Source organism: Paenarthrobacter sp. GQ52 (assembly GCF_059759005.1).
Genome location: NZ_JCAXEJ010000023.1, coordinates 55991 through 68341, shown reverse-complemented (window position 1 = coordinate 68341; position 12351 = coordinate 55991). Strand labels below are relative to the sequence as shown.

The following is a 12351-nucleotide window of genomic DNA, read 5'->3' as shown; positions in this document are numbered from 1 at the left end:
GTATCCCCAGGCAATGTTGAAGACTGTGAAAGTAGGCCCGTCCTGTACATCCACCAGGGTTCCGATGCCGTCACGAGAATTCAAGAGATCGACTAAGTCTGCATCTCGAGGCTCAGGCTGTGACACTTCCATGAAAACAGACTATCGGCACCAGTTCCCCGTTCCTTTTCAGTGGTGCCGTGACTCCAGGCCGAGCTGTCCAGGATTCTTGCTCAAGCAGACACAAATTCAGGTGGCCAACCACGTCCGATTGAGGATCCCTTGCTGGACGGCGCAGGCGTGGCACTGGCATCATGGGGCTACTTGGACTTCTTACCCCAGAAGTCCCTTGCTTCTGCACTGACCACGTCGTAGCTGGGCAAACCTTGCAAGACTTCATTTGCTGTGGGCGAGTCTTCCGCCGCGATCTCGCTCCAGACTTTGAGGTCGCGACGCTTCCTGGCCAGTTCGCGGGGATGCTCTTCGTGGATGTAAACCCCAGCCAAGGCGATTGCTTTGTCGATAAGCATTCTTGCGCCGCTGGGTTGGGTCGGCCCGTGATACAGAATCCAAGATGCAACGGTCAAAGTCATTTGAATGGCGTCCCTTGGAGCGGATCGGGCCCATTCGGCGGCGGCCTCTTCCCCATATGACTTCAGAGCAGCAACGACCATTCCGCGTCGAGTATTGATCATCGGCTCAGTCTCGCATGGCCCGGTGAAGGATCCTTTACCGGACAGGGAAGCCGAAACTAGTTCCCATTTACAGGGTGCCCTCGTTTGGTTCATAGTCGAGGCATGAGAGCGGCTGACATTCTCCCCGAGGATGCCCCCGACCCCCGTGCCGAATGGGTCGACAACCTGAAACTCATGCCTATTCCGGTGCTGGGGCTCATGCCCCAACCGTCCCTGGAGGACACGGACTCCGTCGGTCTGAGCTACGGCTTGGATGATCGTGGGTACAGCGAAATGACGGCGAGCATCACCTACACGCTTTGGCGAAACCCGGATGACCGCTCAGACCGCGTTAACCTCGCGGATCTCGACGAGGAGACACGCAGGGCGATCGAGGAAGTTCCGCCATGGCCGCGGCCCCCTTGGCTGATCGAGCAGGTGGAGCGAATGCGCTATCCGCAATTGTGGGAGGCAGTGCGAACCACCTGGCACCGTGAGCAGTCCGAGCGCTCTTCAGTTCAAAGCCTCCTGGCTGACCATGTCAACCACATCCTCATGAACCAGTACCGGCAGGAGCTCTGGCCGGGCGGCAAACCGTGGGACCAGCACACCCCCGCAGTAACCGGCCGGATGGTCAATGGTCAGGCTAGGATCGTCATCAACGGAATCGATGTGCCCGGTGCGGAGGTCGATACGGACCCGTTCGTATACGGCATCGGAGCCCGACTGGCAGGCGGCGGCGTCGTCACCGCAGTGCTTCCACGCGCTGAGCTGAGGCGCATCCAGGTCCAGTTCACGACCCGAAGCTAACGGTCACACGCCAGCGTCCGTAAGCCGACGGTTTACCGGGCACCTGCGACTGCCCCGGCTTTCGTTGACTCGGGGTCTTAGGCCGCTGTGAGCGCGGTCCGGTTGATTGTTTCATATTCGATGGGCGTGAGTTTTCCGAGCCGTCGCTGCCGACGCCGGCGGTGGTAGGTTCTTCGATCCAGGTTGTGATGGCCAGTCTGAGTTCCTGTCTGGTGAGCCACCGCTGACGGTCCAGGACGTTCTTTTGCAGCAGCAGTGAGAAGAACGATTCCATCGCGGCGTTGTCCGCGCACGCACCGACCCTGTCAGGCCATGGTGCCGGAGCGATTCGACGAACCGGCGGGACCGGAACTGGGACCCACGGTCCGAATGCACCACGGTCCCTGCAGGGTTGCGTGCCCGCACCGCGTTCTCCAGTGCCGCTACGGCCAGCGAGGACTTCATCCGCGAGTCCATCGAATACCCGACGATCCTGCCGGAATAGACGTCCTTCACCGCGCAGAGGTAGTCCCCGCAGCCACGTGGCCTCGTGGACGGCCCGGGAGGTGCAAAGCCGTAGCCTCAAGTTTCCTCCGGCAGAGAACCCGTGACGAGTGGTACAGAGATCGGACTTATGTCCGGAACTAGGGAAGGTGACCGATGCTCAGCGGCCGGCGTAATGGGCACAACTACCCTCTCAGGAAGTTCACTGGTCACCCCAGCAGGTGATTTACTGACAGGACCGTCACATACTGCAGGGGGACAGGTATGAAGGGCTTGGTTGCCACTTTTTTGCTCGCATCTTTGGTGCTCACGGGCTGCGCTGCGGCTGTTCCGGACGGCTCCGCAACGGCGTCGACGGCGCCGACCCCACCCTCGGGCGCGAAGACCTTCTCAAGACTGGACCCGGCGGGCATCGAGCAGATCAAGAAGTCCAGGACGGCACTTTTCGACATGACGACCGGGGAGCTCACAAAAAGGGGCGTAGGCCTCGAAAATGGCACCAGCCAAGCTCCGGATGTACTCATTTCTGATGGCTTGATGGAACTGAAAATCGAAGCGCCGACGGGTCTGATTAGCGCTAAGACTGATCGGCTCAGGCTCAACGGTATGAATAACAGGTCCGACTTCCGCGAAATCACGTATTTCCTTAAGGCCGAATCGTTCGAGGACTTCTCAGCCCTGATCCGCGACGGCGTGGACCGATACGGAATTCCCAGCGACTCAGCAGAGCGCTGGATCGAATCGATGTCCAGCCGGCCGGAGGATAAGGGTGACTTTTCCTTGGCTCCGGGCACCTCAACAGGCCTCCAAGTCTCGTACGACCTCCGATACGACGGTTCAAAGGACGTGCAAGTCATAATTGTGCACGTCCACACCGCCTAGTCCCTGCACCAGCGTCTTTAGAAAGAACTCCGTGGAACCTCACAGCCCGTACTCCCCGAATTATTTCCCGAGTCACCCCGGACAGGTCCAACCTCCGCCGTTGCCCGCGTGGGCAAGGACATTTCGGACGATCCTGCTGATCCTGGCAGGTCTTCTGGTGCTCCTGCTGCTGCTTCTTTTCGGCGCAGGTACGTCCGGATCGGCCGATATGTACAGCGAAGGCGGGCTGAGCGTTTTACAGGCGACAATCTGGCTAGGTTTGGGGACAGTTTTGCTGGCGTTCCCTTACGTGATCGCCAGCATCATCTACGCTGCTCTATGGGCCAGCAAGCTGCGCGGGAGAGGTTACCGTCGGCACCCGGGGACGACCTGGATCCTGATTGCCGGCCCAATTGTTTCTGCGTTACCTATATTGGGCCTAATAGGGCTGATCACTGCCGACCCCAGCACGTTGTGAACCTCTGACCAGCTGACCTGAAAGAAAGAACGGCCCATGATTTCCGATCGCGAGCGGCGCAATGATGCCGTGTACGCAGAGCACAAGGCTGCAGTGGCCGCCGGGGAAAAACGCGTACTCCGCAACACCAGTACCGGCGAACTGCACAGCTACCCGGCAGACGAAATTGGCTTTACGCCAGGCAGCGGGCAGGCACAGGTCAGCACATGGTGGGGGATGGGAATTCTCGCGGTCGTTGCCGCAGTACTCACCGCCTTTTCGGTGGTGCTGTTGCTGGCGCCGCTAGGTCAGGGGCAAGGCCCTATGTGGGGCGCGCTGTTTCTGACTGCCGGAGGCTGTGCCTTCACCTTCTACGCAGTCACGCTGTCGCGCCAGGAATACCGGGCGACGCAGCTACGAAAGTTGCGGGGTTCGCCGAAACCAAACTCGACTGGCAGGGCAGACTATTGGGAGCCACCTCAGCAGCCACCTGAGCCGCCAACGAAGGCTAAGACCAAGGTGAAATCCCTGGACGACTACATCTACGACATTCATAACCGTCCATCAAACGGGGAACTCCGTTTTTGGATCGGTTTTCAAGTGGTCGTCGTGGGCGCACTTGGCTATGTGATCCCGCTATTCAGCCTGCACTGGCTTGGCGTTCGGCAATGGGCGCTGGTCTTTATTCCATTGCTATGCGCGGCGGCCTTGGTCTGGTGGCTCCTTCGCTTCCTGAAACGCCGAGGTGTGAAGACCAAGGCCCTGTACCGGGCTTACGGTGGCGACCCCGCCGGCACCAGTGACCTTCTGTTCGGCCAAGTGACATACAAGATCACGCCGGATGGCCGTTGGAGCTGGCCAACGTCAAGCTCGGGGGACTAAAGCCTCGAGGGCTCCAATGAGCAGCTGTAATAGGATCGCCTTGCGGCGAACAGGGGAGTCCACATGGCAGCGGAATCGATTAGCGAGTACATAGAACAGTACGACGGCGATGTGCGGCATCGGCTGCTGGCCGTGTACCAACTGATCCGGTCAGCCGTGCCCGAGGAAGCTGAAGAGTCGATCAGTTGGCGTATGCCCACCTTCAAACTCGGAACCGAGCCGTTGTTCTTCTTCACCGCAACAAAGAAGCACATTGGGTTCTATCCGACTCCGGACGCAATCGCGCATTTCTCGGCGCAGCTGAACGAATACGGAACCACCGATCACCTCGTCCAGCTGCGCCACAACGCCCCGCTGCCCACCGAGCTCATTAGCGAGATCATCGCGTGGCGGCTGCAGCAGCTGCCCTCAGGCACGGCCTGAGTCGCCTTATCTACTCCACAAGCTTCCCGGCTACCGAGTCTTCAGCATGGGCCTCAGCCAAGGCCCGGAAGGAGTCTGGAGCCGGGGCCAGCGTTTCGAAGCTGACACCTTCACCTGGTGACCAGACAAAGTTTCCCTGCAGTGCGGGATCCAGCGTTGGGTAGTCGGCCCGGTTGTGTGCTCCGCGGGTTTCGCGGCGTTCAAGTGCACATTCCAGGGTGGCTCGTGCGGCGAGGAGGGAACCTAGAAGGTCGTAGGCGTGGGCCAGGTCGTCGAACCCCGCAATGTCCGGGTGCGCTGTAACGAACTGCGCACGTCCCTCCAGATCATCCAGCTTCCCTAGTCCCGCCTGCAGCCCCTGTTCGGTGCGCACCACGCCGGCGTGCTCGGTCATCAGATTCCGCAGCTCTCGCTGCAGCCGACGCGCCGACTCGGTACCCTTCCCGTTCAGCAGGCTTCGCATTTCGTTGCGGGCAAGACCGACTGCTGCAGGATCCCGATGAACATCAGTGAGCGAACGTACGTACTCGGCCACGTGCTCGCCGGTGATACGCCCATAGACGAGCAGCTCAATCAGGGAGTTGCCTCCGAGTCGATTGGCTCCGTGCAGCCCCGAGGATGCTTCGCCGATGGCATAGAGTCCGTTCACTCCCGTTCCGTGGTCCTCTGGTGCAACCCAGACTCCGCCCATTGAGTAGTGAGCGGTAGGCGCAATCTCCATCTTGGTAGTGGTGATGTCCACCATCTGGAGGTCAATCAGGGTGCGATAAACCCTGGGCAGCTTTTCCATGATGGTCTCTCGGGGCAGGTGGGAGACGTCCAGGTAGACCCCGCCCTTCGCAGTCCCACGGCCCTCCGCAACCTCGGTGAATCCGGCAAGAGCCACGCGGTCCCGCGTGGAGAGCTCCATCCGCTCGGGGTCGTAACGTTCCATGAAGCGCTCGCCGAGTGCGTTGGTGAGGATGCCGCCTTCTCCGCGTGCCGCTTCGGACACCAAGGTGCCTGCGGCGTCGTCGGGCTCAAGCAGGCCTGAGGGGTGGAACTGGACCAACTCGGCGTCGCGGATCCGGGCACCGGCCAGGGCAGCCAGGCGGAAAGAGTCGCCGGTGTTCTCATCGCGTCGTGAGGAGGTGTGGCGCCAGATGCGCGTATGGCCACCGGCGGCGAGGATGACCGCATCGGCGTGGATTTGGACGGGGGTGCCATCCACTATGTCGAATCCATAGGCCCCGAAAATCGCTCCGTCGGCCACTAGTAGCCGCGTGATGTACACGGTGTCGATGATGGGTACGTTCAACTCTGCCGCACGGCGCATGAGCGTGCGCTGGATCTCCAGCCCGGTGTAGTCCCCGGCATAGGCGGTGCGGCGATACTTGTGAGCGCCGAAGAAGCGCTGGGAGATGCGCCCGTCCTCCTCGCGTGCGAACGGCATGCCCCACTGTTCAAGGTCCTCGATACCGCGGGCCGCGTTCCGGGCTACGGTTTCCACAATGGTCGGGTCCGCCAGGAAGTACGACTCACGCAAGGTGTCTGCGGCATGCTGCTCCCAGCTGTCTTCGGGGTCCATGGTGCCCAAGGCAGCGTTGATGCCACCGGCGGCCAGGCTCGTGTGCGCATCATGCTTTCTCCGCTTACCCACAGCGAGCACTTGGACGCCTCTCTGGGCGAGTTCAATGGAGGCGCGCAACCCGGCGCCGCCGGTGCCGATGACCAGCACCGAAGTGGACAGGAGACGTTCTGGAGCTGAAGAGAGGTTCATATCAGCAACGGTAGGAGGAATGCCGCAATGTCTCCAATGAATTATTTGCCTCATCCCGATGCGTTTATGCTATGAGCATGAAGCTAGACCAGTTGCGTTCCTTTGAGATGGTGGCTCGAGTAGGCCATTTCACACGCGCGGCCGAGGAACTGTATCTTGCCCAACCGTCATTGAGCCGTCAGATCGCAGCACTTGAAGCTCATCTCGGTACGGAGCTCTTTCACCGTCGGCCTTCAGGGGTGACACTGACAAACGCGGGGGAGCTGCTCCTGCCCATCGCACGGCGCATGCTCGGCGATGCACAGGCCGCCCAGGACCAGATCCAGGAACTCGCAGGATTGCGCCGCGGCCGCGTTCGCCTCGGCGCCCCACCTACTTTGTGCGTCTCGCTGGTAGCCGATGTTCTGGCCGCTTTCCGCAACGCTTATCCCGGAGTGGAGCTGCGCATCACTGAGGGCGGTTCGCGTTTTCTGGTTGAGGCCCTCAACGAAAGCACCCTGGATCTCGCCTTGGTGGTCACGCGTGGAACCGACCCTTCCGTGCCGGGCACTGAGCTGGTCCCGCTGCTATCGGAGGAGCTGGTGGTCATATCCGCTGCGAAGTCAGGGTCACCGGAAGAGTTCACGCTCGAGGAACTTGCTCACGTGCCGCAGGTTGCGTTCAACCGAAGTTATGAGCTGCGCGTGGCCACCGATGCGGCGTTCTCTGCCGCCGGTCTGGAACCCGTGATCGCCGTCGAGGGTGGCGAGATGGACGCCGTGCTTCGCTTCGTGGAACGCGGCCTGGGTGTAGCAGTAGTGCCGGCCATGGTGGTCATTGACCGGCCCGGGCTGCGGAGTGCACGTTTAGTGCGTCCCTCCCTGACGCGAACCGTCAACCTGGCGCGCCGCAACGACGTCGGACCTTCAGCGGCCGCCGCCGCGATGCAGCAGTTCATCTTCGACACCGTCGACCGGCTCGCAGCACCAGGCACCGAGCTGTCGCGCCTGGTCACGGCGGCGCCACGTCGCTGACCGAGATCAAAACGCCGACGACGGCGGCCGCCTGGCTTAAGCGATCGCGTTCAGGGGGGCCATGTCGACCATCCTGTTCACGTCACCCGCCGTGACGGTGAGTCCCTGGTGCTGATGTCGGAAAGCGCAGATGCGGCACGTCGTTCATTGCTGGAACTGGCGGCTCAGCTCGTTGCTGTCTCAACCAGCGCTGAGGGAACACTTGCTGCGCGCATGAGCGATCGCTTTCCATGGATGCTGGCTCTGAGCCCGGCTGATCAGGAGGCATGCGCAGCTGATGTATTGGCAGCTGCGCGGGCATCATTTGCCACAAATCAGCCCCACTTGGCCATAGCGGAACTGACCTCGTGGCGTGAGACCGCCACGGCCATCGCTGCGGGGCTTGGCAATCAACCTACTGACTGGCTTGTGGACACGGACGCGGTCGAGCGTCCGTAGAAACATGGCGAAGAACGAGAAGAAGAGCGTCAAGGTCGAAAGACCAACTAAGAAGAGTGAGTACGAGCTACGCTTTTCCTCCGTGCAGGCGCAGCGCGGTTGGACAGACCTGAAAGCGACGATTAGAAACCCCTTGGCCGATGCCTGGGATTTTCTGACCCAGACACCCGAACAGGTGACTCCTTCTAACTATCGCCTACGTGGTGAATAGGAACCATCCTGTTCAGATCGTCCGCGGCACGCTCCAAAGCACTCCGTGCTTGAACGAAGCTAGACTGTGCGGATCAGGACGGATTGGGGGATTCCGTGCGAGCTGTTGTCGCCGTTCCGCTGGTCGGTCGCAGCCAGCAGCAAGCGCACTGAGGACACGGCATGAACTTCTTCGAGGACTTCCCCAAGCCTGAACCGGTAGAACGCCCAAAGAGTGTGAAGTTTGTACCACCGCCGTGGGCTGGCCCGCCGCAGGACGAGCTCCCCACAGTGATGCACATCGGGCAGTTTCTGCACCGCAGCCCCAACCTCGTTTTGATGGTCAAGAGTGCGGAGGTCTTCAGAACCGGGTGTTTGTTCGAAGTGTCGTGGATTATTCGACGGCATGAAGAGAACGACGAGGAATGGTCCATCCTCCATTCGTCAGTTTTTCAGCATGGACCTGTGAGGGGTCCAAGCAGCGAGGACTTGCAGCTGCTGTTCGGCGTTGAACTTCCTGATGGCACCAAGGCCAGAACAACTGTTTTTGGGTTGGGCAGCTTCTTGGATCCCAACAATCAACCCGAAGCTCCGGTCCTGTCATTCCGCGGTGGCGGAGGCGGTGGCGGCGACGATGAGCTCTCGTCGTCAGGAAACCTCTGGCTGTGGCCGCTGCCCGCTGACGGAGACATCCGGCTGCTGGCACAGTGGAAAGGGCTCGGCGTCGAGGAGTGCTCCATCGTGATTGATGGGAGCCAGTTATCGGCTACCGCGGCCGGCGTGCAAAGCCTCTGGAGGTGACGCGGTTCCGGCGCTGAACGCCAGCACTCTACTGAATGACCAATCTTTCCTCCCCGCCGCTCCGAACCATTCACATGACAAACCTCGGAACCCGGGCTAAAGGCCCCACCATGATGGCCGCACTGGCAGGCGTGGTGTCGGCCGCCGTCGTTCTTGCCGTTGCAGAGCTGATCGGCGCATTCTTCACTGCCAGGGCAACCCCGGTGTTTGCGCTGGGATCCACGTTCATCGACTTCACGCCGTCGTGGATGAAGGACTTTGCGATCGCCACGTTTGGTACCAACGACAAGGCTGCGCTGTTCGTAGGCATGGGCTTGACCATCGCTGTGCTGGCCTGCGTCCTGGGCGTAGTGGCTTACCGGAAGTGGGCTCTTGGTGTCCTGGGCGTGCTGTTCATGGGCGTAGTCATTGTGGCCTCAGTCCTGACGCGCGCCGGGGTGGGACCCGCCGATGCGATCCCTTCCGTGGTGGGAACCGTCGCCGGCCTCGTAGCCCTGCGCCGCCTCTTGGTGCCGCTGTGGGGGTTGAAGGCCTGGCCGGAAGCTCCCGCTGACATAGCGGCCGACGTCGAAGATCAGGTTGGTGGCATCGGCACCAGCCGCCGTCGCTTCTTTGCTGCTGCCGGGATCACCGCGGTGGCCGCCGGAATCGCGGCGACCGGTGGGCGGCTGCTGGGTGCCGCGCGCAACAACATAGCCCAAGCCCGCGAGGCTCTCCGTCTACCCGCGCCTGCTAAGGCCGCGGCCGCTGTACCGGCGGGTGTCCAATCCCCGGTTCCGGGAGTTTCCTCCTGGCTGACACCGAACAGCGAGTTCTACCGCATTGATACGGCCCTGAGCGTCCCTGAGATCAACATCGATGATTGGGAACTGCGGGTCCACGGAATGGTTGAGCAGGAGGTCACCCTCACTTTCCAGGACCTGCTCGACGCCGATCTGATCGAATCGCACGTCACCCTCACCTGCGTATCGAATCCGGTGAGCGGGAAGCTGGTGGGAAACGCCAAGTGGCTGGGCCTTCCCATCCGCGATGTCCTGGCCAGAGCGAAACCCAAGGAGGGTGCGGACATGGTGCTCTCAAGGTCGATTGACGGCTTCAGCGCATCTACTCCGCTGGAGGTCTTGCAGGACGACCGCGACGCCATGCTGGCCATTGGCATGAACGACGAGCCGCTTCCTGTGGAGCATGGATTCCCCGTGCGGATGGTGGTTCCGGGGCTGTACGGCTTCGTCTCTGCCACCAAGTGGGTGGTGGACTTGGAGGTCACCCGCTTCGCGGACAGTAAGGCTTACTGGACCGAGCGCGGCTGGTCGGAGCGTGGCCCCATCAAGACCATGGCGCGTGTGGACGTACCGGCGTCATTCGCGAAAATGCCGGCAGGGAAGGTCGCCGTGGGCGGAACCGCATGGGCCCAGACTCGGGGCATCACCAAGGTGGAAGTCCAGATTGACGACGGCGATTGGGTGGAAGCAACGCTTTCCGACGAAGCTTCCGTGATCACCTGGCGCCAGTGGTCCTACGAATGGGACGCCACTCCCGGAATCCACTACGTCAAGGCCCGGGCCACCGACGGAACCGGCGAAACCCAGACGGACAAGCGCGCCGATCCTGTGCCAGACGGGGCCTCGGGCTGGCCGTCGGTGATGGTCACCGTGGAGTAGTCGCGGAGGCCTTTGGCCGGCACCCAGGCACCCAGGCAGCGGGTGTCTGGGTGCCGTTTTAGCGTCCGTTGCATATATGGAAAACCATGCTTTTTTGCTATATTTCTGCCGAGGTTTACTGCATGCCGAATACCCCGAGTGCGCGGGGACTGACCTGTTGGCCGCGATGGTGATGGTGAGGTGTGGAGTTGGAGAATGCGACTGCCGCTTGGTCCGCGGACTTTGAGCAGCTCAGTGATCTGATTGTTGAAACAGAGGACATCAAAGCTTTTCTTGATGGGATGGCTTGTCTCGCAGCCACGGTAGCCTCCCGTTCGGCCGGGACACGTGTTGAATGCGCGGTGACCCTAGGTCGGCACAAGCGGCCCGGGACAATCGGCGGCAGCACGGACAAAGCCATGGTGTTGGAGCGCATCGAGCAAACGCTGGGGGAGGGGCCCTGTATTGATGCGCTGGTCAACGGCCGTCCGGTCCTTCTCGATGATGCCCACGCATCTCCCCAGTGGCATGAATACTGCGGCGCGCTGAGTGCGGCCTGCATGCGTAGCACTTTGGGGGTGCCCATGGTGCTGGAGGACGACGGCGTTGCCGTGCTGGTCTTCTTCGCCCCCGCCCCCGGCAGCTTCACCCGGCAGGTCGTCGCGGAGGCGCTGACCTTTTCCGAGCTGGCGGGCAAAGCACTCCGCGTGGCGCTCCGGATAACGAGTCTGAATGAGCTTGCCGAACATCTTGATGTTGCCATTAAAAGCCGATCCGTCATCGACACCGCCTGTGGTGTGATCATCTCTCAGAACAGGTGCACGCAAGATGAGGCCTTCGCGATTTTGCGCAAAGCATCAAGTGACAGGAACCAGAAGTTGCATGACCTGGCAGCTGCTTTGGTCGACGGCATAGGCCATCAACAAACTATTCCCGCTGGCGGCGGGGCTAATCGTCTAAAGCGTCCAACACTCAAGTCATGAGAGCCAGCGAATGGTTCACTGGACTATGACCATGGGCGAGCTGCGCACCGCGAGGACCGAGGACCTCGAAGTTGCATATTACGACAACGGCCCGGCGGACGGACCAGTCGCGGTGCTCCTCCACGGCTTCCCCTACGACGTGCTCAGCTACGAGGCCGTTGTCCCCTTGTTGGCGGAACGCGGGATCCGCACCATAACCCCGTACCTACGCGGCTATGGTCCCACCCGGTTCCGTAAGGCCACGACGTTTCGCTCCGGCCAACAAGCGGCCATCGGACAGGATCTGCTCGATCTCATCGACGCCCTCGAATTGCAGCGCCCGGTGGTCGCCGGGTATGACTGGGGCGGCCGGGCGGCCTGCATTGCCACAACCGTGCGCCCCCAAGGCATAGCCGGTCTCGTGACTGTCGGGGGCTACGCAATCCAGGACATCGCCGCGTCAGTCGAGCCGGCGGCCCCGTTAGACGAATATCGGGACTGGTACCAGTGGTACTTCAACACTGATCGCGGACGCGCCGGGCTTCGGGCAAACCGCGACGAATTATGCCGCCTGCTCTGGCAGTTGTGGTCACCGGAATGGGCGGAGGCGAACGATGCATTCACCTCCAGCAGTCCCAGCCTGCACAACCCCGACTTCGTTGATGTCGCGGTACATTCCTATCGCCATCGCCATCGTGCCGCGGTGGGTGATGATCGCTTCAACGAGCTCGAAGCGTTTCTCGCGAAGTCGCCGCCCATCTCGGTACCAACTATTTCGCTGGACGCTCTGGCCGACGGCTTCGGGCCGGACGACTCTGAGCGGGACCGGCAGCATTTCGCGGGTCCTTTCGAAATCCCCAGGCTGCCGGGAATAGGCCACAACGTGCCTCAGGAGGCGCCGCGGGCTTTCGCCGACGCTGTCGCCGACCTTCTGACTGCGTGCCACCGATCGATGAAGTAGTCCAGGTTGGGCTTCGCCC

14 protein-coding genes and 1 pseudogene are annotated in these 12351 nt (G+C 61.4%); 12 read left to right on the top strand and 3 right to left on the bottom strand.

The window, feature by feature from the left end; genetic code table 11:
• Window positions 1-299 precede the first annotated feature (299 nt).
• Window positions 300-572, bottom strand: a complete 273-nt coding sequence (locus tag AC6CH8_RS20960; RefSeq protein WP_498192198.1) for a hypothetical protein — start codon at window positions 570-572, stop codon at window positions 300-302.
• 204 nt (window positions 573-776) lie between these two features.
• Here AC6CH8_RS20960 and AC6CH8_RS20955 point away from each other — a divergent pair, with 204 nt between their 5' ends.
• Window positions 777-1463, top strand: coding sequence for a hypothetical protein (locus tag AC6CH8_RS20955; RefSeq protein ID WP_498192197.1), 687 nt, complete (start codon window positions 777-779; stop codon window positions 1461-1463).
• Window positions 1464-1540: 77 nt separating this feature from the next.
• On the opposite strand, the pseudogene AC6CH8_RS20950 reads toward AC6CH8_RS20955, so the two are convergent.
• Window positions 1541-1970: pseudogene (locus tag AC6CH8_RS20950) on the bottom strand (DDE-type integrase/transposase/recombinase); the annotation flags it as partial.
• A 240-nt stretch (window positions 1971-2210) separates the two neighbouring features.
• On the opposite strand from AC6CH8_RS20950, the gene AC6CH8_RS20945 reads away from it, so the two are divergent.
• The 4 genes from AC6CH8_RS20945 to AC6CH8_RS20930 all read left to right on the top strand — a co-directional run bounded on the left by AC6CH8_RS20945 (window position 2211) and on the right by AC6CH8_RS20930 (window position 4569).
• The gene (locus tag AC6CH8_RS20945) at window positions 2211-2828 is read left to right on the top strand and encodes a hypothetical protein (protein WP_498192195.1); all 618 of its coding nucleotides are present in this window, start codon (window positions 2211-2213) and stop codon (window positions 2826-2828) included.
• 31 nt (window positions 2829-2859) lie between these two features.
• Window positions 2860-3285 carry a hypothetical protein gene (locus AC6CH8_RS20940; RefSeq protein WP_498192193.1) on the top strand — a complete coding sequence of 142 codons (426 nt, stop codon included), beginning with the start codon at window positions 2860-2862 and terminating at the stop codon, window positions 3283-3285.
• A gap of 36 nt (window positions 3286-3321) precedes the next feature.
• On the top strand, window positions 3322-4146 hold the full coding sequence (locus AC6CH8_RS20935; protein WP_498192191.1) for a hypothetical protein: 825 nt from the start codon (window positions 3322-3324) through the stop codon (window positions 4144-4146).
• 63 nt (window positions 4147-4209) lie between these two features.
• Window positions 4210-4569, top strand: coding sequence for an iron chaperone (locus AC6CH8_RS20930; RefSeq protein ID WP_498192189.1), 360 nt, complete (start codon window positions 4210-4212; stop codon window positions 4567-4569).
• Between the two features lie 10 nt (window positions 4570-4579).
• On the opposite strand, the gene AC6CH8_RS20925 is transcribed toward AC6CH8_RS20930, so the two are convergent.
• Window positions 4580-6328, bottom strand: coding sequence for an L-aspartate oxidase (locus AC6CH8_RS20925; RefSeq protein WP_498192187.1), 1749 nt, complete (start codon window positions 6326-6328; stop codon window positions 4580-4582).
• A 71-nt stretch (window positions 6329-6399) separates the two neighbouring features.
• On the opposite strand from AC6CH8_RS20925, the gene AC6CH8_RS20920 reads away from it, so the two are divergent.
• The 7 genes from AC6CH8_RS20920 (at window position 6400) to AC6CH8_RS20890 (ending at window position 12332) form a co-directional block, all read left to right on the top strand.
• Window positions 6400-7341 carry a LysR family transcriptional regulator gene (locus tag AC6CH8_RS20920; protein WP_498192185.1) on the top strand — a complete coding sequence of 314 codons (942 nt, stop codon included), beginning with the start codon at window positions 6400-6402 and terminating at the stop codon, window positions 7339-7341.
• Window positions 7342-7455: 114 nt separating this feature from the next.
• A complete protein-coding gene (locus AC6CH8_RS20915) occupies window positions 7456-7779 on the top strand; it encodes a prevent-host-death protein (RefSeq protein WP_498192183.1) in 324 nt (107 codons plus the stop codon).
• A gap of 4 nt (window positions 7780-7783) precedes the next feature.
• Window positions 7784-7990 (top strand): hypothetical protein, encoded by a 207-nt coding sequence (locus AC6CH8_RS20910; RefSeq protein ID WP_498192182.1) that lies wholly within the window; start codon window positions 7784-7786, stop codon window positions 7988-7990.
• A 161-nt stretch (window positions 7991-8151) separates the two neighbouring features.
• On the top strand, window positions 8152-8769 hold the full coding sequence (locus AC6CH8_RS20905; RefSeq protein WP_498192180.1) for a hypothetical protein: 618 nt from the start codon (window positions 8152-8154) through the stop codon (window positions 8767-8769).
• A 74-nt stretch (window positions 8770-8843) separates the two neighbouring features.
• A complete protein-coding gene (locus tag AC6CH8_RS20900; RefSeq protein ID WP_498192179.1) occupies window positions 8844-10430 on the top strand; it encodes a molybdopterin-dependent oxidoreductase in 1587 nt (528 codons plus the stop codon).
• A gap of 182 nt (window positions 10431-10612) precedes the next feature.
• Window positions 10613-11392, top strand: a complete 780-nt coding sequence (locus AC6CH8_RS20895) for a GAF and ANTAR domain-containing protein (protein ID WP_498192177.1) — start codon at window positions 10613-10615, stop codon at window positions 11390-11392.
• Window positions 11393-11402: 10 nt separating this feature from the next.
• Window positions 11403-12332: an alpha/beta fold hydrolase gene (locus AC6CH8_RS20890; protein WP_498192176.1), complete on the top strand. Its 930-nt coding sequence runs from the start codon at window positions 11403-11405 to the stop codon at window positions 12330-12332.
• Window positions 12333-12351: the final 19 nt, after the last annotated feature.

Bases quoted from the DNA above. Each gene is read 5' to 3' on its own strand.
- AC6CH8_RS20955 (WP_498192197.1), top strand. From the start codon at position 777: ATGAGAGCGGCTGACATTCTCCCCGAGGATGCCCCCGACCCCCGTGCC.
- AC6CH8_RS20900 (WP_498192179.1), top strand. From the start codon at position 8,844: ATGACAAACCTCGGAACCCGGGCTAAAGGCCCCACCATGATGGCCGCA.
- AC6CH8_RS20945 (WP_498192195.1), top strand. From the start codon at position 2,211: ATGAAGGGCTTGGTTGCCACTTTTTTGCTCGCATCTTTGGTGCTCACG.
- AC6CH8_RS20930 (WP_498192189.1), top strand. From the start codon at position 4,210: ATGGCAGCGGAATCGATTAGCGAGTACATAGAACAGTACGACGGCGAT.
- AC6CH8_RS20910 (WP_498192182.1), top strand. From the start codon at position 7,784: ATGGCGAAGAACGAGAAGAAGAGCGTCAAGGTCGAAAGACCAACTAAG.
- AC6CH8_RS20905 (WP_498192180.1), top strand. From the start codon at position 8,152: ATGAACTTCTTCGAGGACTTCCCCAAGCCTGAACCGGTAGAACGCCCA.
- AC6CH8_RS20890 (WP_498192176.1), top strand. From the start codon at position 11,403: ATGGTTCACTGGACTATGACCATGGGCGAGCTGCGCACCGCGAGGACC.
- AC6CH8_RS20920 (WP_498192185.1), top strand. From the start codon at position 6,400: ATGAGCATGAAGCTAGACCAGTTGCGTTCCTTTGAGATGGTGGCTCGA.
- AC6CH8_RS20915 (WP_498192183.1), top strand. From the start codon at position 7,456: ATGTCGGAAAGCGCAGATGCGGCACGTCGTTCATTGCTGGAACTGGCG.
- AC6CH8_RS20935 (WP_498192191.1), top strand. From the start codon at position 3,322: ATGATTTCCGATCGCGAGCGGCGCAATGATGCCGTGTACGCAGAGCAC.
- AC6CH8_RS20960 (WP_498192198.1), bottom strand. From the start codon at position 572: ATGACTTTGACCGTTGCATCTTGGATTCTGTATCACGGGCCGACCCAA.
- AC6CH8_RS20925 (WP_498192187.1), bottom strand. From the start codon at position 6,328: ATGAACCTCTCTTCAGCTCCAGAACGTCTCCTGTCCACTTCGGTGCTG.